20 protein-coding genes are annotated in these 21,156 nt (G+C 61.4%); 11 read left to right on the plus strand and 9 right to left on the minus strand.

The window, feature by feature from the left end; all coding sequences use genetic code 11:
• Positions 1 to 17: 17 nt before the first annotated feature.
• Positions 18 to 686 carry an isoprenoid biosynthesis glyoxalase ElbB gene (gene elbB / locus Q7F16_RS10440; protein WP_014340799.1) on the minus strand — a complete coding sequence of 223 codons (669 nt, stop codon included), beginning with the start codon at positions 684 to 686 and terminating at the stop codon, positions 18 to 20.
• 123 nt (positions 687 to 809) lie between these two features.
• Between elbB and Q7F16_RS10445 the strand changes: the two genes are divergently transcribed.
• Complete coding sequence (locus Q7F16_RS10445) at positions 810 to 2,045, plus strand: sterol desaturase family protein (RefSeq protein ID WP_409555752.1); 1,236 nt, start codon at positions 810 to 812, stop codon at positions 2,043 to 2,045.
• Here the strand turns inward: Q7F16_RS10445 and Q7F16_RS10450 are convergent.
• On the minus strand, positions 2,026 to 2,649 hold the full coding sequence (locus tag Q7F16_RS10450) for a DedA family protein (protein ID WP_041476197.1): 624 nt from the start codon (positions 2,647 to 2,649) through the stop codon (positions 2,026 to 2,028). The two genes, Q7F16_RS10445 and Q7F16_RS10450, sit on opposite strands and share 20 nt — an antisense overlap.
• A 205-nt stretch (positions 2,650 to 2,854) precedes the next feature.
• Between Q7F16_RS10450 and hemB the strand changes: the two genes are divergently transcribed.
• A complete protein-coding gene (gene hemB / locus Q7F16_RS10455) occupies positions 2,855 to 3,868 on the plus strand; it encodes a porphobilinogen synthase (RefSeq protein ID WP_409555753.1) in 1,014 nt (337 codons plus the stop codon).
• A 17-nt stretch (positions 3,869 to 3,885) separates the two neighbouring features.
• Complete coding sequence (gene ppk1, locus Q7F16_RS10460; protein WP_046065744.1) at positions 3,886 to 6,102, plus strand: polyphosphate kinase 1; 2,217 nt, start codon at positions 3,886 to 3,888, stop codon at positions 6,100 to 6,102.
• A 156-nt stretch (positions 6,103 to 6,258) separates the two neighbouring features.
• Here ppk1 and ppx read toward each other — a convergent pair whose 3' ends face one another.
• The 5 genes from ppx to Q7F16_RS10485 form a co-directional block, all read right to left on the minus strand.
• Complete coding sequence (gene ppx, locus Q7F16_RS10465) at positions 6,259 to 7,761, minus strand: exopolyphosphatase (protein ID WP_046065743.1); 1,503 nt, start codon at positions 7,759 to 7,761, stop codon at positions 6,259 to 6,261.
• A 201-nt stretch (positions 7,762 to 7,962) separates the two neighbouring features.
• Positions 7,963 to 8,700 carry an amino acid ABC transporter ATP-binding protein gene (locus Q7F16_RS10470; protein WP_046065742.1) on the minus strand — a complete coding sequence of 246 codons (738 nt, stop codon included), beginning with the start codon at positions 8,698 to 8,700 and terminating at the stop codon, positions 7,963 to 7,965.
• Positions 8,687 to 9,337, minus strand: a complete 651-nt coding sequence (locus tag Q7F16_RS10475) for an amino acid ABC transporter permease (protein WP_003206735.1) — start codon at positions 9,335 to 9,337, stop codon at positions 8,687 to 8,689. Before Q7F16_RS10475 ends, Q7F16_RS10470 begins: the two co-directional genes overlap by 14 nt.
• Entirely contained in the window at positions 9,334 to 10,014 is a 681-nt protein-coding gene (locus tag Q7F16_RS10480; protein ID WP_014340792.1) for an amino acid ABC transporter permease, read from the minus strand. The genes Q7F16_RS10475 and Q7F16_RS10480 overlap by 4 nt, the downstream gene beginning before the upstream one ends.
• Before the next feature lie 21 nt (positions 10,015 to 10,035).
• Entirely contained in the window at positions 10,036 to 10,821 is a 786-nt protein-coding gene (locus Q7F16_RS10485) for a transporter substrate-binding domain-containing protein (protein ID WP_014340791.1), read from the minus strand.
• A gap of 254 nt (positions 10,822 to 11,075) precedes the next feature.
• Between Q7F16_RS10485 and Q7F16_RS10490 the strand changes: the two genes are divergently transcribed.
• The 6 genes from Q7F16_RS10490 (at position 11,076) to Q7F16_RS10515 (ending at position 17,300) form a co-directional block, all read left to right on the plus strand.
• Positions 11,076 to 11,783, plus strand: a complete 708-nt coding sequence (locus tag Q7F16_RS10490) for a FadR/GntR family transcriptional regulator (RefSeq protein ID WP_046065741.1) — start codon at positions 11,076 to 11,078, stop codon at positions 11,781 to 11,783.
• A 121-nt stretch (positions 11,784 to 11,904) separates the two neighbouring features.
• Positions 11,905 to 12,234, plus strand: a complete 330-nt coding sequence (trxA, locus tag Q7F16_RS10495; protein WP_003206727.1) for a thioredoxin TrxA — start codon at positions 11,905 to 11,907, stop codon at positions 12,232 to 12,234.
• A 241-nt stretch (positions 12,235 to 12,475) separates the two neighbouring features.
• On the plus strand, positions 12,476 to 13,735 hold the full coding sequence (gene rho, locus Q7F16_RS10500; RefSeq protein WP_003177350.1) for a transcription termination factor Rho: 1,260 nt from the start codon (positions 12,476 to 12,478) through the stop codon (positions 13,733 to 13,735).
• Positions 13,736 to 13,859: 124 nt separating this feature from the next.
• Positions 13,860 to 15,326, plus strand: coding sequence for a 4-hydroxy-3-polyprenylbenzoate decarboxylase (gene ubiD / locus Q7F16_RS10505; RefSeq protein ID WP_014340789.1), 1,467 nt, complete (start codon positions 13,860 to 13,862; stop codon positions 15,324 to 15,326).
• Entirely contained in the window at positions 15,326 to 16,294 is a 969-nt protein-coding gene (locus Q7F16_RS10510) for a CDP-6-deoxy-delta-3,4-glucoseen reductase (RefSeq protein WP_409555754.1), read from the plus strand. Before ubiD ends, Q7F16_RS10510 begins: the two co-directional genes overlap by 1 nt.
• A gap of 337 nt (positions 16,295 to 16,631) precedes the next feature.
• Positions 16,632 to 17,300 (plus strand): gamma-glutamylcyclotransferase, encoded by a 669-nt coding sequence (locus Q7F16_RS10515; RefSeq protein ID WP_079303027.1) that lies wholly within the window; start codon positions 16,632 to 16,634, stop codon positions 17,298 to 17,300.
• Here Q7F16_RS10515 and glpT read toward each other — a convergent pair.
• The gene (glpT, locus tag Q7F16_RS10520) at positions 17,276 to 18,625 is read right to left on the minus strand and encodes a glycerol-3-phosphate transporter (protein ID WP_014340786.1); all 1,350 of its coding nucleotides are present in this window, start codon (positions 18,623 to 18,625) and stop codon (positions 17,276 to 17,278) included. The two genes, Q7F16_RS10515 and glpT, sit on opposite strands and share 25 nt — an antisense overlap.
• A 339-nt stretch (positions 18,626 to 18,964) precedes the next feature.
• On the opposite strand from glpT, the gene Q7F16_RS10525 reads away from it, so the two are divergent.
• On the plus strand, positions 18,965 to 19,552 hold the full coding sequence (locus Q7F16_RS10525) for an energy transducer TonB (protein WP_409555837.1): 588 nt from the start codon (positions 18,965 to 18,967) through the stop codon (positions 19,550 to 19,552).
• 50 nt (positions 19,553 to 19,602) lie between these two features.
• On the opposite strand, the gene Q7F16_RS10530 is transcribed toward Q7F16_RS10525, so the two are convergent.
• A complete protein-coding gene (locus tag Q7F16_RS10530) occupies positions 19,603 to 20,580 on the minus strand; it encodes an NADPH:quinone oxidoreductase family protein (protein WP_409555755.1) in 978 nt (325 codons plus the stop codon).
• Between the two features lie 150 nt (positions 20,581 to 20,730).
• Between Q7F16_RS10530 and Q7F16_RS10535 the strand changes: the two genes are divergently transcribed.
• Positions 20,731 to 21,147, plus strand: coding sequence for a flagellar basal body-associated protein FliL (locus tag Q7F16_RS10535; RefSeq protein WP_409555756.1), 417 nt, complete (start codon positions 20,731 to 20,733; stop codon positions 21,145 to 21,147).
• The last annotated feature ends 9 nt before the right edge of the window (positions 21,148 to 21,156 follow it).

The following is a 21,156-nucleotide window of genomic DNA, read 5'->3' on the forward strand; positions in this document are numbered from 1 at the left end:
GGGTAGTGGTGGTGGGGTCAGGCGTCGTTCTCGTGAGTTAGCTCCAACACCCGGTCCACCAGCTTGTTGATGCCCGCAGCCGCTTCGCTGATGTTCTGCGCCAGCATGTAGGCCGGGGTGCTGACCAGTTTGCGCGCGCGGTCTTCGACGATGTCGGTGACGGCGCAGTCCTCGTGAGTACCCCCCATTTTGGTCACGGCGGCGGCCGTGTCGACATCGTTGCCGATGGTGCAGACCACGCCCGGGCCGTAGATTTTCGCCGCCAGGGCCGGGGAGATGCAGATCAGCCCGACCGGTTTGCCGGCCTCGGCAAAGGCCTCGGTCAGTGCCAGGAGCTCTGGCTGGACCGTGCAGCCAGCGCCTTCGACGGCAAAGTTGGAGAGGTTTTTCGCCGCGCCAAAACCACCGGGTACGATCAGGGCGTCGAAATCCTCAGCGCTGGCTTCACGCAAGTCCTTCACGTTGCCGCGGGCGATCCGTGCCGATTCCACCAGCACGTTGCGGCTCTCGGGCATTTCCTCGCCGGTCAGGTGATTGATCACATGCAGCTGGGCAATGTTGGGGGCGAAGCACTGGACCTGTGCTCCCCGCTGGTCGAGGCGCAGCAAGGTGATCACGCTTTCGTGGATCTCGGCGCCGTCATACACGCCACAGCCGGAAAGGATCACTGCAATTTTTTTGCTCATGGGCTTTTCTCCAGATTCATGGCGTTAAATGTCTACTAATTTGTCACTCGTTGCCATAGGGGGATCGGGCAGCTACACCTAATCTGCCGACTATCTCCCTGCCTTGCATGCCCGGGTTGCGTCATGAATTTCATCCTGTATGCCGTGCCGTTCTTCTTCGTGCTGATCGCCGTCGAGTTGCTGGCCGATCGCTGGCGCGGCGTGAGCCACTACCGCGTGGCAGACGCGATCAACAGCTTGAGCACCGGCGTGCTGTCGACCACCACCGGTTTGTTGACCAAGGGCGTGGGACTTGTCACCTACGCCTTCGCAGTCGAACACTTGGCGGTGATTGAATTGCCCGCCGACCAGGCCTGGACCTGGGTGTTCGCTTTCGTGTTCTACGACTTCTGTTACTACTGGCTGCACCGCATGGGCCATGAGCGCAACATCCTCTGGGCGGCCCATTCGGTGCACCACCAGAGCGAGGACTACAACCTCTCCACCGCGTTGCGCCAGACCAGCACCGGGTTCCTGCTGAGCTGGATCTTCTACGTCCCGCTCGCCGTGCTGGGCGTGCCGCTGATGGTCTTCGTCAGCGTCGCGGCGTTGAATCTGCTGTACCAGTTCTGGGTTCACACCCAGCACATTCCCAAGCTCGGCTGGCTGGAGTGGTGCTTCGTGACGCCGTCCAATCATCGTGCCCACCATGCACAGAACCCTCTCTACATGGATCGCAACTACGGCGGGGTGTTCATTATTTGGGACCGTCTGTTTGGTACCTTTCAGGAAGAAGACGACAACGAGCCGGTGATTTTTGGCATGACCACGCCGCTGACGAGCTGGAATCCGGTGTGGGCCAACCTGCAGTTCTATGCGCAGCTGTGGGCCGATGCGCGGCGGACCGAGCGCTGGTGGGACAAGTTGCGGATCTGGTTCATGCCCACCGGTTGGCGTCCGGCGGACGTCGCGGCCAAGTACCCGCTGAACAAGCCGGACCTGAGCCAGTTCTGCAAGTTCGAAGTGCCGTTGGACCCGCGCCAGCAGTGGTACGTGGCGCTGCAGTTCTGCACCTACATTGCCCTGGGCAGTTATCTGATGAACCTTGAAGGCAGCCTGCCGGTCGCCGCCCTGGTGCTGGGTTGGGGGGCGGTAGCGTTCGGTCTGTTCGTGTTGGGCGTTGCCCTGGAGAATCGCCCGTGGGCGTTGCGGCTGGAGCTGTTGCGACTGGCCTCGAACCTGCCGCTGGTATGGCTGGCGCCACTGGCCGGGTTGTGGCCGGCAAGTCCCTTGGCCTGGGCCGGGTTGCTCAGCTACAGCCTGCTCAGCGGCATCGGGCTGTATTGCTGCCGCACCCGGTTTACTCGGTTGGCGTCGTAGGTTCGCCAGTCCTGGCTTGTTCCAGGCGCTCGGCTTCGAGGATTTTCCTGGCCAGCCGGGCATTCTTGATGCGTCGGCGCAGCCACAGGACCAGGCCCAGCACCAGCAGTGCGCCGAGTACCCACAACTCATACTTCTTGATGCTGCCCAGCATGCCCTCGAGCACCGCGCCAAAGTGGTACGCGGCCGCGGCCAGCGCTGTGGCCCAGATCGCTGCACCGATACCATTGAGCAGCAGGTAGCGACCCGGCGGGTAACCTGACAGGCCGATCGCCACCGGCATCACCGTGCGCAGGCCATAGACGAAACGGAAGCTCAGGACCCAGATGTCCGGATGCCGGCGAATGTGCTCCAGTGCTCGATCCCCCATCAACTGCCAGCGTGGCTTGCGCGCCAAGAGCTTGCGGCCGTGCTTGCGCCCCAGGAAATACCACAGCTGATCGCCCGCATAGCTGCCGCAGAACGCTACGACCACCACCAGGTTGATGTCCATGTAGCCACGGAACGCCAGGAAACCTGCGAGCACGAGGATGGTTTCGCCTTCGAAGAACGTGCCGATAAACAAGGCCAAGTAGCCGAAGTCATGCAGAAATTGTTGGAGCATTGTCTGGGTGCTGGCGAAATGAACGCGCAGCCTAACCCTTCGGGCACATTCAGGAAAGTATCGAAATGTGTCTCGACGTGAACAATTCCTACAATGACAATAACTGCGACGACAGGACGCAGGTGCACATAACTGTAATGTCTTCGTCATAATGGGCGCTTATAACTGTCACGCTCGCCCGTCAGCACGGGCTCAGGAGTCTGCCGTGAGCTTTACCCTCGCCAATCGTCTGTTCCCTGCAACCCGCCTGCGTCGCAACCGCCGTGATGAGTTCTCTCGTCGGCTGGTGCGTGAAAACGTGCTGACCACCAATGACCTGATCCTGCCGGTATTCGTGCTGGACGGTGAGAACCGTCGCGAAGCGGTGGCGTCGATGCCTGGGGTGGAACGCCTGACCATCGACCTGCTGCTCGAAGAAGCCGCCCAGTGGGTCGAGCTGGGCATTCCGGCGCTGGCTTTGTTCCCGGTTACGCCTGCGGGGCTCAAGTCCCTGGACGCCGCCGAAGCCTGGAACCCGGAAGGCATCGCCCAACGCGCGACCCGTGCCCTGCGCGCGCGCTTTCCAGAGCTGGGGGTGATCACCGACGTGGCGCTGGACCCGTTCACCACCCACGGGCAGGACGGTATCCTCGATGAAGAAGGCTACGTGCAGAACGACGTTACCGTCGATGCACTGGTCAGGCAGGCCTTGTCCCACGCCGAGGCCGGTGCCCAGGTAGTGGCGCCGTCGGACATGATGGACGGGCGCATCCAGGCGATCCGCGAAGCCCTCGAGGTGGCCGGTCACGTCAACGTGCGGATCATGGCCTACTCGGCCAAGTACGCCAGCGCCTATTACGGCCCGTTCCGCGACGCGGTCGGCTCGGCCCTGAACCTGGGCAAGGCCAACAAGGCCTCTTATCAGATGGACCCGGCCAACAGTCAGGAAGCCTTGCACGAAGTGGCGGCTGACTTGTCAGAAGGGGCAGACATGGTCATGGTCAAGCCTGGCATGCCTTACCTCGACATTCTTTGCCGGGTCAAAGACGAATTCAAAGTGCCGACCTTTGTTTATCAGGTCAGCGGCGAGTACGCGATGCATATGGCCGCGATCCAGAACGGCTGGTTGGGCGAAGGGGTGATCCTGGAGTCCTTGACCGCTTTCAAGCGCGCAGGTGCCGATGGCATCCTGACTTACTTTGCTGTGCGCGCCGCCCAATTGTTACGAGAGCAGAAATAGCCTCCCAGGAACTTGCGATGAATACCGAAGGACTCTCCGAAGTTGCCGTAAAAGACGCTCAACCCGTGGTCGAGCAGGTTGCCGAGACACCGCCGACGCTGGAGCCTGCTGCCCCGGCTGTTGTCGAGCCCGCACCGGCCCCGGCGATTGTGATTCCCAACCTGGATGACAGCAGCCTGTACATCCATCGCGAGCTGTCGCAACTGCAGTTCAACATCCGCGTGCTGGAGCAGGCGCTGGACGAGTCCTATCCGCTGCTGGAACGGCTGAAATTCCTGCTGATCTTTTCCAGCAACCTGGATGAGTTTTTCGAGATCCGCGTCGCCGGCCTGAAAAAGCAGATCACCTTCGCCCGTGAACAGGCCGGCGCCGATGGCCTGCAACCGCACCAGGCCCTGGCGCGCATCAGCGAACTGGTCCACGGTCATGTGGACCGGCAGTACGCGATCCTCAACGACATCCTGTTGCCGGAGCTGGAAAAGCACCAGGTGCGCTTCATCCGTCGCCGCAACTGGAACACCAAGATCAAGACCTGGGTGCGCCGCTATTTCCGCGACGAGATCGCGCCGATCATCACGCCGATCGGGCTTGATCCGACGCACCCGTTCCCGCTGCTGGTCAACAAGAGCCTGAACTTCATCGTCGAACTGGAAGGCATCGACGCCTTCGGTCGCGATTCCGGCCTGGCGATCATTCCGGCGCCACGCCTGCTGCCGCGCATCATCCGCGTGCCGGAAGACGTCGGCGGCCCTGGCGACAATTATGTGTTCCTGTCGTCGATGATCCACGCCCACGCCGATGACCTGTTCCAGGGCATGAAGGTGAAGGGTTGCTACCAGTTCCGCCTGACGCGTAACGCCGACCTGTCGGTGGACACCGAGGACGTCGAAGACCTGGCCCGCGCCCTGCGCGGCGAGCTGTTCTCCCGTCGCTACGGTGATGCGGTGCGCCTGGAGGTGGCCGATACCTGCCCCAAACACCTGTCCGACTACCTGCTCAAGCAGTTCAACCTGCATGAGACCGAGCTGTATCAGGTCAACGGCCCGGTCAACCTGACCCGACTGTTCAGCATCACCGGCCTGGACAGCCATCCGGAACTGCAATACCTGCCGTTCACACCGCAGATCCCGAAACTGTTGCAAAACAGCGAGAACATTTTCAGCGTGATCAGCAAGCAGGACATCCTGCTGCTGCACCCGTTCGAGTCGTTCACACCGGTGGTCGACCTGCTGCGCCAGGCCGCCAAGGACCCGCACGTCCTGGCGGTACGCCAGACCCTGTACCGCAGTGGCGCCAACTCGGAAATCGTCGATGCCCTGGTGGACGCGGCGCGAAACGGCAAGGAAGTCACGGCCGTGATCGAATTGCGCGCGCGCTTCGACGAGGAATCCAACCTGCAACTGGCCAGCCGCCTGCAAGCGGCCGGCGCGGTGGTGATCTACGGCGTGGTCGGCTTCAAGACCCACGCCAAGATGATGCTCATCCTGCGCCGTGAAGCCGGTGAGATCGTGCGTTACGCCCACTTGGGCACCGGCAACTACCACGCCGCCAACGCCCGCCTGTACACCGACTACAGTTTGCTGACCTCTGACGATGCCTTGTGCGAAGACGTCGGCAAGCTGTTCAGCCAGTTGATCGGCATGGGCAAGACCCTGCGCATGAAGAAACTGCTGCATGCGCCGTTCACCCTGAAAAAGGGCATGCTCGACATGATCGCCCGGGAGACGCAGTTCGCCCTGGACGGCAAGCCGGCCCACATCATTGCCAAGTTCAACTCGCTGACCGACCCGAAGATCATTCGTGCGTTGTACAAGGCCAGCCAGTCGGGCGTGCGCATCGACCTGGTGGTGCGGGGCATGTGCTGCCTGCGACCGGGTATCCCGGGGGTGTCCCACAACATCCATGTACGCTCGATCATCGGGCGCTTCCTGGAACACACGCGGGTGTTCTACTTCCTCAACGGCGGTGAGGAGCAGATGTTCCTGTCCAGCGCCGACTGGATGGAGCGCAACCTCGACAAGCGGGTCGAGACCTGCTTCCCGGTGGAAGGCAAGAAGCTGATCTTGCGGGTCAAGAAAGAGCTGGAAAGCTACCTTACCGACAACACCCACAGCTGGAGCTTGCAGTCGGATGGCCGTTACATCCGCAACACACCGACCGGCAACCAGAACCCGCGCAGCGCCCAGGCGACGTTGCTCGAGCGCTTGAGCAGCCCGGTGTTGGCGGTTCGTTAAACGCTCGGAAGCGAGCTTGGCTTTTGTGGCGAGGGAGCTTGCTCCCGCTGGGCTGCGCAGCAGCCCCAACTCTTGGGAGGGCTTCGCCCTCCAGCGGGAGCAAGCTCCCTCGCCACAATGGATTGCAGTTGGGCCACTAGGGACTCCAGCAAGCAATCAGTGGATGTTCAACACAATCCCGACCCGGGTCAGCCAGTCGGCTTCCTGGGCGAAGTCGGCCTGGGTCAACTGGTTCTCTTCCAGCCAGCCTTCGGGGAACATCACGTCCAGTTGATCGCCGTCGGCGTGCAAGGCCACCTGGGGCATTTCCTGGGTGCCACGGATGTGGTGGAACAGGATCGCAAAGCGCAGCAGCACGCACAGGCGAATCAGCTTGATGCCGTCATCGCCGAACTCGGCAAATTTATCCTTGGGAATGTTGCGTCGATGGCCGCGTACCAACAGCGCGAGCATTTGCTGGTCTTCCCGGGAGAAACCCGCCAGGTCCGAATGCTCGATCAGGTAGGCGCCGTGCTTGTGGTAGTGATAGTGGGCAATGTCCAGGCCCACTTCATGGACCTTGGCGGCCCAGCCCAGCAACTCGCGCCACACCCCGTCGTTCAAGTCCCAGTCATCGGCGACCTGGTCGAAGGCATGTAGCGCCTTGCGCTCGACCCGTACGGCTTGTTCCAGGTCGACGTGATAACGCTCCATGAGCGAGCCCAGGGTGCGTTCGCGCACGTCTTCGTGATGATGACGCCCCAGCAGGTCATACAGCACGCCTTCGCGCAGGGCGCCTTCACAGTGGTCCATGCGTTGCAGTTCGAGGGCGTCGAAAATCGCCTCGAGGATGGCCAGGCCCGCGGGGAAAATCGCCCGGCGGTCGGGCTTGATGCCTTCGAAATCGATCTTGTCCGCTTCGCCGAGCTTGAACACCCTGCGCTTGAGCCAGGCCAGGCCCTCGGCGTTGACCTCGCCAGTGCCGTGACCGCCGGCCTTGAGGGCCAGGCCGATGGCCCGAATGGTCCCCGAGGAGCCGATGGCTTCGTCCCAGGTCAGGCGGTGCAGGGCGTGTTCGATGCTCATGATTTCCAGGCGCGCCGCCGTGTAGGCCTGGGCATAGCGGGCCGGGGTGATCTTGCCGTCGCGGAAATAACGCTGGGTGTAGCTGACGCAGCCCATCTGCAAGCTTTCGCGCAGCAGCGGTTCGAAGCGCTGGCCAATGATGAATTCGGTACTGCCGCCGCCGATGTCCGCTACCAGGCGCTTGCCCGGCGTGTCGGCCAAGGTGTGGGAGACGCCCAGATAGATCAGGCGCGCTTCTTCACGGCCGGAAATGACTTCCACCGGATGCCCGAGGATTTCTTCGGCACGGCGGATGAACTCGCCACGGTTGCGCGCCTCGCGCAGGGCGTTGGTGCCCACGATCCGCACCGCCCCCAGGGGCATGCCGTTGATCAGTTGGGCGAAACGTTTCAGGCAATCAAGCCCGCGCTGCATCGATTCTTCGCTGAGCTTGCGCTCTTCATCGATACCCGCGGCCAGTTGAACCTTCTCGCCGAGCCGCTCAAGAATGCGGATTTCCCCGTTCTGGGCCTTGGCGACGACCATGTGGAAGCTGTTGGAGCCCAGGTCGATGGCAGCGATCAGGGACAGATTCTTGGCTTGGGATGGCGGCATGGTCAAAAAGTCTCGGTCGATAACCTCGCCATCCTGCCACGATCGACCGCTTACGCCAACGCAAAGGCGACCGCTTTGCGGTCAATCGCGAGCAAGCTCTCTCCCACATGGGTTCTGCGTCGTGTGCACAATCGCAGGCAACCGATAATCCTGTGGGAGCGAGCTTGCTCGCGATGAGGCCAGAGCAGGTAACGCAGATACTCAGGCTGCCGGCTCGACCATCCCGATAAAGTTCGCCAACTCCGCCGTCTGCGGATCGGCGAACAACACCTTGGGATCTCCCACCTCATGCACCTTGCCCTGGTGCATGAACACCAGTTTGTCGCCGACTTCCCGGGCAAAACGCATTTCATGGGTGACCATGATCAGCGTCATGCCTTCCTTGGCCAACTGCCGCACCACGCTGAGCACTTCGTTGACCAGCTCCGGGTCCAGGGCCGAGGTGATTTCGTCGCACAGCAGCACTTTCGGCGACATCGCCAGCGCCCGGGCAATCGCAACCCGTTGTTGCTGGCCGCCGGACAAGCGGTCCGGGAAGGCATCGAATTTCTCCCCAAGCCCGACCCGTTCCAGCATCTGCCGCGCCAGCACGGCCGCCTTGGCCTTGGGCACTTTTTGCACAACTTGCGGCGCGAGCATGACGTTCTCGCCCACCGTCAGGTGCGGGAACAGGTTGAACTGCTGGAACACCATCCCGACTTTCTGCCGCAGGCTGCGCAGGTCGGCACGGGCGGCATCGAGGTATTCGCCGTCGACTTCGATCACGCCATCGTTGATCGATTCCAGGCCATTGAGGGTGCGCAGCAAGGTGGATTTGCCCGAGCCGCTGCGGCCGATGATCGCCACCACCTGGCCTTCCTCGACACTCAGGTCGATGCCTTTGAGCACGTGATGATCGCCGTAGTATTTATGCAGGGCGGTAATTCTAAGCAGAGGCATGCAGTCTCCTTTCCAGGTAGCGCGCACTGAGGGACAAGGGGTAGCAGAGCAGGAAATAACCGAGGGCGACCAGGCCATAGACCATGAACGGCTCGAACGTGGCGTTGGCGAGCATGCCGCCGGTCTTGGTCAGTTCGGTAAAGCCAATGATCGAGGTCACCGCCGTGCCCTTGACCACTTGCACCGAAAAGCCCACGGTCGGCGCCACGGCGATGCGCAGGGCCTGGGGCAGGATCACGTAGCGCAACTGCTCCAGCGGGTTGAGGGCCAGGCTCGCCGAGGCTTCCCACTGGCCGTGGGAAATCGAGTCGACACAACCGCGCCAGATCTCCGCCAGGTAGGCGCTGGTAAACAGCGTCAAGGCAATTGCCGCCGCCATCCAGGGGGAAATCTCCACCCCGGCCAGGGCCACGCCGAAGAACACCAGGAACAGTTGCATCAACAGCGGTGTGCCTTGGAACAGCTCAATGTAGGTACGGGCGATGTTGCGGGGCAGGGCGCTCTTGGAGATGCGCAGCACCATGATCAGCAAACCGATCACGCCGCCACCGATAAACGCCACCAACGACAGCGCCAGTGTCCATTGCAGGCCGGTGAGCAGGTTGCGCACCACGTCCCAGAAAGTGAAATCGCTCATCGGCCGCTCCCGTTGCCGCTCTTGTACAGGCAGCGGCGGCCCACCCAGTTGAGGAACTGGCGGATCAACAGCGCCATGCACAAGTAGATGAGTGTGGTCAGCGCATAGGTTTCGAACGCGCGGAAGTTACGTGACTGGATGAAGTTGGCGGCAAAGCTCAACTCTTCGGTGGCGATCTGCGAGCAGACCGCCGAGCCGAGCATCACGATGATGATCTGGCTGCTCAGGGCCGGCCAGACCTTGCCCAGCGCCGGCAGCAGCACCACATGGCGGAAGGCCTCGAAACGGCTCATCGCCAGGGCCGCGGCGGCTTCCAGTTGCCCCCGCGGAATTGCCTGGATACCGGCGCGAATGATCTCGGTGGAGTAGGCGCCGAGGTTGATCACCATCGCCAGCACCGCCGCCTGCCATTCGGAAATCTGCAGGCCCAGGGACGGCAAGCCGAAGAAGATGAAAAACAGCTGCACCAGGAACGGTGTGTTGCGGATCAACTCCACGTACACGCCGAAGATCGCCGCGAACGGGCGAATGTTCCACGCCCGCACCACGGCCCCGACGATGCCCAGGCTGACCCCGAGCAACGTGCCGATGGCCGTCAGTTCCAGGGTGAACAGCGCACCGCGCAACAGCAGCTCGGTGTTTTGCACCACCGGTAGAAAATCGAACTGATAAGCCATGCTCAGCCTCTCAAGCGACGGTCAGAGATCGGCCGGCAGCGGCTGCTTGAGCCAGGTCTGGGAGTTTTTCTCCAGGCTGCCATCGGTCTTGGCGGTGGCGAGGATCTGGTTGACCTTGTCCAACAGCGCCGGCTCGTTCTTGTTCACGCCCACGTAAACCGGCGAGTCCTTGAGTTTTACCTTCAGCGCCGGAACACGCTTGGGGTTGCGTTCGCTGATGGCGACCATCACCACGTTGCCGCTGGCGATCAGGTCCACCTGGCCGGCCAGGTAGGCGGCGATGGTCGAGTTGTTGTCTTCGAAGCGCTTGATGGTGGTGCCTTCTGGGGCGACCTTGGTCAGCTCGATGTCTTCGATGGCGCCACGGGTGACGCTGATGGTCTTGCCCTTGAGGTCGTCCAGGTTGTTGATGGCGGCGTCAGGCGGGCCGAACACGGCTAGGTAGAACGGCGCGTAAGCGCTGGAGAAGTCGATGACCTTTTCCCGCTCCGGGTTCTTGCCCAGGCTGGAAATCACCAGGTCGACCTTGCCGGTGGTCAGGAAGGGGATGCGGTTGGTGCTGTTGACCGGCGTCAGCTCAAGCTTGACCTTGAGCTGGTCGGCCAGCAGTTTTGCGGTGTCGATGTCCAGGCCGCGGGGTTTCATGTCCGGGCCTACCGAACCGAATGGCGGGAAGTCCTGGGGCACGGCGACCTTGAGGGTGCCACGCTTGACCACGTCTTCCAGGCCATCGGCGTGGGCGGGTAGCTGACAGAGCATCAGGCTGGCAAACAGGGCTGTGAGCAGGGCGCTGCAACGCTGAATCATGGCGAATCTCCGCAATCGGTGATGTGATTTCTGCGTTCGGACAGAGCACAGGCCATGCCAAGGCGACTTTTCAGCGGCCCAAGCCGCGGTTTTGCTGGTGGGGAGCGGTCTTACTGGTCTGAACAGTCGTGGTGTTTTTCGCACCGTTATCGGGCGTCGGTATTTGTCGCCGAACCCTGCTGGGGCACGACTTGCCGGGCGCGGTGAATAGCTTTACAACTAGCCGCTCACTGGCCCGGTTCGTCTTAAAAATCATGAATTCCATCGCTCGCGCCGTTCCTGAAGTGGCCCTGCAAGCCATCCGAAAACTGATCGTCGATGAAGGCTTCGGCCCGGGCGATGCGCTGCCGTCGCAACGGGACCTGGCGCTGCAATTGGGGGTGAGTCGGGCGTCGCTGCGCGAAGCGCTGTCATCCCTGAGTGCCTTGGGCATGATCAGCGTGCAGCCGGGCAAGGGGGTGTTCGTGCAGGCTCCGGTAGAGGCTCCACGCAGCGAATCGGCGCCGGGCTGGCCGTTCGCGGCCCAGGCCTCGCCAGTGGATATCTTCCAGTTGCGCTACGCCCTGGAGGGCTTCGCGGCGGGGTTGGCGGCGGTGACGCTCAGCGCCGATGAGCTGGACATGCTGCAAGACAATGTCGAAGCCATGCGCCGGGAGTTGAAGATCGGGGATTTCGACGCCGCCGCGCGGCTGGATTTCGAATTCCATCGACGAATCCTGCTGGCCAGCGGTAACCAGGCGATGCTGAGCATCCTCACCGCCAGCGCCGACATCTTCCTGGAAAGCCAGAAACTACCGTTCATCAGGGCGGAGCGGGCGATGGAAACCTGGCAGGAGCATCGCAAGATTCTTCGCGCCCTGGCCCGTCGAGCTTCAGGCGCTGCGCAAAAAGCCATGCAGGAACATGTACGTAACGCTGCGCTGCGCACCGGGATTTCCTTTGTCGCCCCCGCAGCTTCGTGACGTCGGCCATACCCAAAGCCATCGACCGCCATAGCGAGACTCAATCAACTGCGGCTTCCTGAACCCGGGAAGGGCCGCTATGATGGGGCACGTTTTTTTGCTGACAACCCCGGAGATTTCCATGAGCAGCGATCTGATCAAACACGTTAGCGACGCTAGCTTCGAGGCTGACGTACTCAAGGCCGAAGGCGCGGTACTGGTCGACTATTGGGCTGAGTGGTGCGGTCCCTGCAAAATGATTGCCCCGGTCCTGGACGAGATTGCCGAGACCTACAAAGGCAAGCTGACCGTTGCCAAGCTGAACATCGACGAAAACCAGGAGACTCCGGCCAAGCACGGCGTACGTGGTATCCCGACCCTGATGCTGTTCAAGAACGGCAACGTCGAAGCCACCAAGGTGGGTGCGCTGTCGAAGTCGCAACTGGCTGCTTTCCTCGACGCTAACATCTAAGCGCCGAATGCCACTGGAAAAGCCCCGCAAATCGCGGGGCTTTTTCGTTATTCGGGGCTAGACGCTTGCAAACCCAAGTGGTACATTCGGCCCCGCACTGGTTTCTCCAGTGCCCCCTGCAAGCCGTCGCCGACGCTCTCCTTTCGAATAAGTACGCGATCCTGTCGCCTTCTCTGCGGCGCGGCCTCATTAAGCCAAAAGCTTAATTTCCCCCCTCCATAAATGATTACGTCATTCCTATATGAATCTGACTGAACTCAAGCAAAAGCCGATTACCGAACTGCTCGAATTGGCCGAACAGATGGGCATAGAAAATATGGCCCGTTCGCGCAAGCAGGACGTGATTTTCTCCCTGCTCAAGAAACACGCGAAAAGCGGCGAGGAAATCTCCGGTGATGGCGTGCTGGAGATTCTCCAGGACGGCTTCGGCTTCCTTCGCTCCGCAGACGCTTCCTATCTCGCCGGCCCAGACGATATCTACGTCTCGCCGAGCCAGATCCGTCGCTTCAACTTGCGCACCGGTGACACCATCGTTGGCAAGATCCGCCCTCCGAAGGAAGGCGAGCGTTACTTCGCGCTGCTCAAGGTCGACACGATCAACTTCGACCGTCCGGAAAACGCGAAGAACAAGATTCTCTTCGAGAACCTGACGCCGCTGTTCCCGACCGTGCGCATGAAGATGGAAGCCGGCAACGGTTCCACCGAAGACCTCACCGGTCGTGTCATCGACCTGTGCGCACCCATCGGCAAAGGCCAGCGTGGCCTGATCGTAGCACCGCCGAAAGCGGGCAAGACGATCATGCTGCAGAACATCGCGGCCAACATCGCCCGTAACAACCCTGAAGTTCACCTGATCGTGTTGCTGATCGACGAGCGTCCGGAAGAAGTGACCGAAATGCAGCGCACCGTGCGCGGCGAAGTGGTCGCCTCGACGTTCGACGAGCCGCCGACCCGCCACGTGCAGGTTGCCGAAATGGTGATCGAGAAGGCCAAGCGCCTGGTCGAGCACAAGAAGGACGTGGTGATCCTGCTGGACTCCATCACCCGTCTGGCCCGTGCCTACAACACCGTGATCCCGAGCTCCGGCAAGGTGCTGACCGGTGGTGTCGATGCCCACGCGCTGGAAAAACCGAAGCGTTTCTTCGGCGCCGCACGGAACATCGAGGAAGGCGGTTCGCTGACCATCATCGCCACCGCGCTGGTTGAAACCGGTTCGAAGATGGACGAAGTGATCTACGAGGAATTCAAGGGCACCGGCAACATGGAGCTGCCTCTGGATCGTCGTATCGCCGAGAAGCGTGTCTTCCCGGCCATCAACATCAACCGCTCCGGCACACGCCGCGAAGAGTTGCTGACCGCCGACGACGAGTTGCAGCGCATGTGGATCCTGCGCAAGTTGCTGCATCCGATGGATGAAGTCGCTGCCATCGAGTTCCTGGTCGACAAGCTGAAGGCGACCAAGACCAACGATGAGTTCTTCCTGTCGATGAAACGCAAGTAAATCGCCAAGACAGGCCAGCAAGAGCCGGGGAAACCCGGCTTTTTGCTATCTGTGCATTCACTATTCTGGACGGGCGGCGTTAAACTCGGGCCCCCGAACGCCACGGCCACCATGAGGCTTTTGCATGCAGTATCGCGACTTGCGCGACTTTATCAGCGGGCTGGAACAGCGCGGCGAACTCAAGCGCATCCAGGTGCCGGTGTCCCCCGTCCTGGAAATGACCGAGGTCTGCGACCGCACCCTGCGCGCAAAAGGCCCGGCGCTGTTGTTCGAAAACCCGACGGGTTATGACATTCCGGTGCTGGGCAACCTGTTCGGCACACCGGAGCGCGTGGCCCTGGGCATGGGCGCCGAAGCCGTCAGCGAACTGCGCGAAATCGGCAAGCTGCTGGCGTTCCTCAAGGAACCCGAGCCGCCCAAAGGCCTGAAGGATGCTTGGTCCAAGCTGCCGATTTTCCGCAAGATCATTGCCATGGCGCCGAAAGTCGTCAAGGACGCGATCTGCCAGGAAGTAGTGATCGAAGGCGACGATGTCGACCTGGCCATGCTCCCGGTACAGACCTGCTGGCCGGGCGATGTGGGGCCGCTGATCACCTGGGGGCTGACCGTCACCAAGGGCCCGAACAAGGACCGCCAGAACCTGGGTATCTACCGTCAGCAGGTGATTGGCCGCAACAAGGTCATCATGCGCTGGCTGAGCCATCGCGGCGGTGCCCTGGACTACCGTGAGTGGTGTGAAAAACACCCCGGCCAGCCATTCCCGGTGTCGGTGGCCCTGGGCGCGGACCCGGCGACCATCCTCGGTGCCGTCACGCCTGTGCCGGACAGCCTCTCCGAATATGCGTTCGCCGGCCTGTTGCGGGGCAACCGCACCGAGCTGGTGAAATGCCGCGGCAACGACCTGCAAGTGCCGGCCACCGCCGAGATCATCCTTGAAGGGGTGATCCATCCTGGCGAAATGGCCGATGAAGGTCCGTATGGCGACCACACCGGCTACTACAACGAAGTCGACAGCTTCCCGGTGTTCACCGTCGAGCGTATCACCCATCGGATCAAGCCGATTTACCACAGCACCTACACCGGCCGTCCACCCGATGAGCCGGCCATTCTCGGCGTGGCGCTCAATGAAGTGTTCGTGCCGATCCTGCAGAAGCAGTTTCCGGAGATCACCGATTTCTATTTGCCACCGGAAGGCTGTTCGTATCGCATGGCCGTGGTGACCATGAAGAAGTCGTATCCGGGGCATGCCAAGCGGGTGATGCTCGGTGTCTGGTCGTTTTTGCGACAGTTCATGTACACCAAGTTCGTTATCGTCACCGACGACGATATCAACGCACGGGACTGGAACGATGTGATCTGGGCCATCACCACGCGCATGGACCCCAAGCGTGACACGGTGATGATCGAGAATACACCGATCGATTACCTCGACTTCGCCTCGCCGGTGTCTGGCCTGGGGTCGAAGATGGGGCTCGATGCCACGCATAAATGGCCCGGTGAAACCACCCGTGAGTGGGGCCGGGTTATCGTCAAGGATGAAGCCGTTACCCAACGGATCGATGCCATCTGGAATCAGTTAGGAATAGATTGATGCGTGTAACCTTGCAGCCTTCCGGGGCGGTGCTGGAGATCCGTCCCGCCGAGCGGATTCTCGATGGCGCGCGGCGCCTGGGCTATGAATGCCCGCAAAGCTGCCGCAACGGCAACTGCCACGTCTGTGGCGCGTTGTTGGTGGAAGGCCGCGTGGAGCAGGCGGGCGAGGTGCGCGATCACGGTGAGATCTTCACCTGCATCGCCGAGCCGCTGGAGGACTGCGTGGTGTTATGGGATGGCGTGCTATCGCCGGGTGAGCTGCCGGTACGCAACCTGGCGTGCCAGGTGGTCGAGTGCGCTGACGTGGGGGGCGATGTCTGGCGAGTGCGCCTGCGTGCGCCGGCCGGCAAGCCGCCACGCTATCACGCCGGGCAGTACCTGATGATCGAACGGGAAAACGGAGAAAAATCGGCCTTCTCCCTGGCCTCGGCACCGCATTCCGGGCGCGAGCTGCAATTGCACGTATTGGTGCGCGAAAGCAGTGCACAGGCGCTGCTGGAGCAACTACGGCGCAACCCCAACGTGCGTATCGAGATGCCTTTTGGCGACACGCATTTGTCCGAACTGCCCGATGGCCCGTTGGTACTGATCGCCGCCGGAACCGGCATGGCGCAGATGCACAGCCTGATCGAGCATTGCCGGGCGGCGGGGTTCAAGCATCCGGTGCATCTGTATTGGGGCGTGCGGCGGCCGGAAGATTTCTATGAAATCGAGCATTGGGACGAATGGAAAAAGCTGCCGAACCTGTTCCTGCACAAAGTCGTCAGCGACTTGTGCAGCTGGGAAGGGCGCTGCGGCATGCTCCACGAAGCCGTGTGCGAGGACATCAGCGATCTTTCCGGCGTGCACGTCTACGCCAGCGGCTCGCCGGCCATGATCTACGCCACGCTCGATGCGCTGGTGGAAGCCGGCATGGACGCCCATCAAATGCGCGCCGACGTGTTTGCGTATGCGCCGCGGGCTTGATAGCGATTGAGCCTAAGTTGATTCATGCGATGTTGTGATCTGGATCGTGCGCTTTTGTGGCGAGGGAGCTTGCTCCCGCTGGGGCGCGCAGCGGCCCCAAAAAAGCGATGAGCGCTGCGCACTCAAGCGGGAGCAAGCTCCCTCGCCACAAAAGCGCGCATGTCCGCCCGTCGATATAACCTCATATATTTCGTTTCGATATTTAGTCTCTAGGCTAGATACCGATAACGTATATAGAGCGTGGATGGCATTTAACTTGCCTGGATCCCCGTGAACGTCAACCCCATGACGGCCCCCATTCACTTTCCGACCCGCGAGGAGCCAACCGCTACCGGCCATGACCGCTATCGAATCCGCCGTTGCCTGTGCCTTGTACCCGCCACGACTCGAGCTGGGGCCGCAGTTGACCCGTGAGCAATTGCTCGCCTCGATGCAATTGACCATGAGCCTTCACCAGGGCGGTCCGGTCTGGCTGTTTGCGTACGGTTCATTGATCTGGCGGCCGGAGTGCACGGCGGTGGAGCGGATGCGCGGCCGGGTCCATGGTTATCATCGCGGTTTGTATCTGTGGTCCCACGAACACCGCGGTACGCCGGAGTTGCCGGGGCTGGTGTTCGGGCTGGATCGCGGCGGTTCGTGCAGCGGTTTCGCCTACCGGTTACCGGAGGAGAATCTCGAGGACTCGCTGTTTGCCCTGTGGCAGCGCGAGATGCCGGTCCCGTCCTATCGCCCGCACTGGCTCAGTTGCCGTCTCGAGGATGGCAGTCGGGTGCAAGCCTTGGGGTTTGTCCTGGAGCGACACCTGCCCAGCTATGCCGGCAACCTGCCGGACCATGTGCTGAGCCAGGTGTTCGAAAGCGCCTGCGGGCGTTACGGCACCACTCGCGATTACGTCGAGCAGACCATCCACGCCCTGCGCAGCCACGCCATGCCAGACCGGAATCTGGAGGCGCGGCTCAAGCGCTGCAAATCAGCGCTGGATCAGGCGATCGCTTCGCGGCTCTGACTGGCGATTTGCTTGTGCCACAGGGTTGGCGCGAGGAAGGCCATCGCCAGCAGGCAGGCACCGATCAACAGCACAAAACCACCGTCCCAGCCAAAATGGTCCACGGTGTAGCCCATGGCGGCACTGGCCGCGACCGAGCCCCCCAGGTAACCGAACAAACCGGTGAAGCCTGCGGCGGTACCAGCGGCCTTCTTCGGCGCCAGTTCCAGTGCCTGCAAACCGATCAGCATCACCGGGCCGTAGATCAGGAAACCGATGGAAACCAGGGCGATCATGTCGACGGCGGGGTTGCCGGCCGGGTTCAGCCAGTACACCAGTGTCGCCACGGTCACCAGGGCCATGAACACCATGCCGGTCAGGCCACGGTTGCCGCGGAAGATCTTGTCCGACATCCAGCCACACAGCAGCGTGCCGGGAATGCCCGCCCACTCGTAGAAGAAATAGGCCCAGGAACTCTTGTCCACCGTGAAGCCCTTGGCTTCCTTGAGATAGGTCGGCGCCCAGTCCAGCACGCCGTAGCGCAGCAGGTAGACAAACACGTTGGCCATGGCGATGTACCAGAGCATTTTGTTGCGCAGAACGTATTTGACGAAGATTTCCTTGGCGCTGAATTCGTTCTCGTGACTGTCGTCGTAGCCTTCCGGGTAGTCGTTCTTGTATTTCTCGATCGGCGGCAGGCCCACCGACTGTGGGGTATCGCGCATGGTCACGAAGGCAAACACCGCAACGACGAGTGCTACAGCAGCGGGCACATAGAATGCCGCGTGCCAATCATTGAACCAGCCCATCCCCAATAGGAACAACGGGCCGATCAGGCCGCCGCCGACGTTGTGCGCCACGTTCCACACCGACACCACGCCGCCGCGTTCTTTCTGCGACCACCAATGCACCATGGTCCGTCCGCTGGGCGGCCAGCCCATGCCCTGGGCCCAGCCATTGATGAACAGCAGGATGAACATCATGGTCACGCTGGAGGTTGCCCAGGGCGCGAAACCGAACACAAACATCACCCCCGCCGAGACCAGCAAGCCAAAGGGCAGGAAATAGCGCGGGTTGGAACGGTCGGACACCAGGCCCATCAGGAACTTCGACAGCCCATAGGCGATGGCGATGGCCGACATGGCCAGGCCCAACTGACCACGGGTGTAACCCTCGTCGATCAGGTATGGCATGGCCAGGGAGAAGTTCTTGCGCAGCAGGTAATAGCCGGCGTAGCCAATGAAGATCCCGGCGAAGATCTGCCAGCGAAGGCGTCGGTAGGTGCTGTCTATTTTTTCTTCAGGCAGAGACGCCTGATGGGCGGCAGGACGAAAGAAAGCAAACATTCAAGGGCTCCAGGTTCTTGTTATGACTGCGGATGCGAATGTTACAGTTTCGTTACCGAAAATAGCATTGGTTCTTATCGCTTAAACAGCGAAATATTCTCGATTGGATGTTCTTAAACGAACATGTCGCTCAGGCATAGGTGAAGGGCGTTGTGGGAAATGTCTCTGCGGAGCTTTTCATGAGCGTGTCGGTGAATGCAGAGGCAGAGCAGTGGGAAAGGTCCTTCACCCAAATGGGAAGTCTCGCTATATGGCCCGTGAGCCATGGCCTTTACCCTTTACGTTTCTGCCAGGTCTGGCATTCAGGTGAGGGGTAAGGGCATGAGGTGGTGTGTGGTGATGCTGTTGCTGTGCTTGTCCGGTACGAGCGGGGCAGCGGATGTGTTGTTGGTGCCCGAACACAATCCCAAGCCGGATTACCCAAAAACGCTGGTCCGGAAGGGCGTCACGGGTGTGACCCGGGTCGGCTTTACGGTGCATGCCGATGGTCGTGTCGATGAGATCGCGATCCTGCACAGCGACCATCCCGATTTTGCCGACGCCGCGCGGGAGACCGTGAGCCAATGGCGTTTCAAGCCGTGGACGGTGGACCACGAACACCCGGCGCAGACGCACGTCGTAGCGCCCTTCGAATTCCGCCTGGATGGCTTGCCACTGGATGCCAATAAGTGGATCAAGACCTGGAAATGCTCGGACATCAACGCGCATGCCAACGGCCAGCAATGGGTGCAGGACTTGCTCCCGTTCCACTACACACGCCTCTACTTATCCAATGTGTTGTTCATCAAACAGTTGCCGGAAACCGAGCGCCTGGCGTTGATCGCCCGGTTCAACAGGCTCCTGCCTACGATCGTGCAGCGTTGCGGGAGTTTTCCTGCGGCACGGTATGCGCGGATGCTGCCGCAGGAGATTCGCGAGTTGCTTTAGTGCGGCTCAATAACGGTCCGGCGCTTGAGGTCCTGACCGCTTTGACGCATTCAGCGCACCTGCACAACCACCTTCCCCACCGCCTTGCGCTGCCCCAGGTCATTGATCGCCTGGGCAGCATTGCTCAGCGGGTACACCTGCGACACCAGCGGCTTGAGCTTGCCCTCGGCGAACCAGCCGAACAATTGCCGGAAGTTGGCGGCGTTGTCCTGGGGCTGGCGCTGGGCGAAGGAGCCCCAGAACACGCCCACCACGGCGGCGCCCTTGAGCAGGGCCAGGTTTACTGGCAGTTCGGGGATGCGTCCGCTGGCGAAGCCGACCACCAGCAACCGGCCGTTCCAGGCGATGGCGCGGACGGCCTGGTCGAACAGGTCGCCCCCCACCGGGTCGTAGATCACATCGGCACCCTGGCCGTCGGTGAGGCGCTTGATTTCATCCTTCAGGCTGGTTTCGGTGTAGTTGATCAATTCGTCGGCGCCGGCCGCCTTGGCCACGGCGAGTTTCTCCGCGCTGCTGGCAGCGGCGATTACCCGGGCGCCCATGGCTTTGCCGATCTCCACTGCCGCCAGGCCGACACCACCGGATGCGCCGAGCACCAGCAGGGTCTCGCCGGCTTGCAGGTTGGCCCGTTGCTTGAGGGCGTGCATCGAGGTGCCGTACGTCATGCTGAAGGCGGCGGCGGTGTTGAAGTCCATGGACGCGGGGATCGGCAACACGTTGTAGCCAGGTACCGCCACCTGCTCGGCAAAGCTACCCCAGCCGGTCAACGCCATCACTCGGTCGCCGACCTTCAAGTGGCTGACTTTCTCGCCCACCGCGCTGACCACGCCAGCGGCTTCGCCGCCGGGGGAGAACGGGAAGGGTGGCTTGAATTGGTATTTGCCCTCGATGATCAGCGTGTCAGGGAAGTTCACCCCGGCGGCATGCACGTCCAGCAGCACTTCGTTCTTCTTGGCGACGGGGCTGGCGACGTCTTCCAGCACCAGCGATTCGGCGGGGCCGAATTCTTTGCACAGCACGGCTTTCATCAGGGCTATTCCTTTGGGAGTGATGGCCGATAAGTGTAGGTGTGAGAGACAACGGGTCAACGAGCATGCCCTGCCCTGATAGCCGGCTATAAGCTTGTGCTTGAACGGCGGGGCGGTATGCTGGGCCGCAAACCGGATGAGGAATCAATTGTGAAAGCGTGGATCATGTTGATGCTGGCCCTGTCGTTGCCTGTGGCAGTGATGGCCGAAGAGGGCAAGGAAGCGAAGGAAGGCGAGGCGCCGAAGGTCAGTTACATCACCCTCAGCCCACCCTTTGTCGGCAACTATGGGCTCGACGGTACGGCGAAACTGAGGGTCTACAAGGCCGACGTGGCCCTGCGCGTGACTGGTGACGCCGCCGCTGCGGCGGTCAAGGCCAACGAGCCGCTGATTCGCAACCAGTTGGTGGCGCTGTTCGCCCAGCAGACCACCGAGGCCATGAATAACCTGGAAGCCAAGGAAAAGCTGCGCCAGGAAGCGTTGAAGCAGACCCAGCAGGTGATGAACGACGAAACCGGCAAGCCGATGGTCGATGACCTGTTGTTCAACAACCTGATCATTCAATAAACCGGCTCG

Origin of the sequence: Pseudomonas sp. Lb2C2 (genome assembly GCF_052112205.1) — a bacterium.
GTDB classification, from domain to species: Bacteria; Pseudomonadota; Gammaproteobacteria; order Pseudomonadales; family Pseudomonadaceae; genus Aquipseudomonas; species Aquipseudomonas kilonensis.

Coding starts and splice junctions, on each gene's coding strand:
- ubiD (WP_014340789.1), top strand. CDS start 13,860: ATGCAGTATCGCGACTTGCGCGACTTTATCAGCGGGCTGGAACAGCGC.
- Q7F16_RS10510 (WP_409555754.1), top strand. CDS start 15,326: ATGCGTGTAACCTTGCAGCCTTCCGGGGCGGTGCTGGAGATCCGTCCC.
- Q7F16_RS10515 (WP_079303027.1), top strand. CDS start 16,632: ATGACCGCTATCGAATCCGCCGTTGCCTGTGCCTTGTACCCGCCACGA.
- Q7F16_RS10450 (WP_041476197.1), bottom strand. CDS start 2,649: ATGCTCCAACAATTTCTGCATGACTTCGGCTACTTGGCCTTGTTTATC.
- ppx (WP_046065743.1), bottom strand. CDS start 7,761: ATGCCGCCATCCCAAGCCAAGAATCTGTCCCTGATCGCTGCCATCGAC.
- elbB (WP_014340799.1), bottom strand. CDS start 686: ATGAGCAAAAAAATTGCAGTGATCCTTTCCGGCTGTGGCGTGTATGAC.
- Q7F16_RS10485 (WP_014340791.1), bottom strand. CDS start 10,821: ATGATTCAGCGTTGCAGCGCCCTGCTCACAGCCCTGTTTGCCAGCCTG.
- ppk1 (WP_046065744.1), top strand. CDS start 3,886: ATGAATACCGAAGGACTCTCCGAAGTTGCCGTAAAAGACGCTCAACCC.
- rho (WP_003177350.1), top strand. CDS start 12,476: ATGAATCTGACTGAACTCAAGCAAAAGCCGATTACCGAACTGCTCGAA.
- Q7F16_RS10525 (WP_409555837.1), top strand. CDS start 18,965: ATGCTGTTGCTGTGCTTGTCCGGTACGAGCGGGGCAGCGGATGTGTTG.
- Q7F16_RS10530 (WP_409555755.1), bottom strand. CDS start 20,580: ATGAAAGCCGTGCTGTGCAAAGAATTCGGCCCCGCCGAATCGCTGGTG.
- trxA (WP_003206727.1), top strand. CDS start 11,905: ATGAGCAGCGATCTGATCAAACACGTTAGCGACGCTAGCTTCGAGGCT.
- Q7F16_RS10445 (WP_409555752.1), top strand. CDS start 810: ATGAATTTCATCCTGTATGCCGTGCCGTTCTTCTTCGTGCTGATCGCC.
- glpT (WP_014340786.1), bottom strand. CDS start 18,625: ATGTTTGCTTTCTTTCGTCCTGCCGCCCATCAGGCGTCTCTGCCTGAA.
- Q7F16_RS10470 (WP_046065742.1), bottom strand. CDS start 8,700: ATGCCTCTGCTTAGAATTACCGCCCTGCATAAATACTACGGCGATCAT.
- Q7F16_RS10475 (WP_003206735.1), bottom strand. CDS start 9,337: ATGAGCGATTTCACTTTCTGGGACGTGGTGCGCAACCTGCTCACCGGC.
- Q7F16_RS10480 (WP_014340792.1), bottom strand. CDS start 10,014: ATGGCTTATCAGTTCGATTTTCTACCGGTGGTGCAAAACACCGAGCTG.
- Q7F16_RS10490 (WP_046065741.1), top strand. CDS start 11,076: ATGAATTCCATCGCTCGCGCCGTTCCTGAAGTGGCCCTGCAAGCCATC.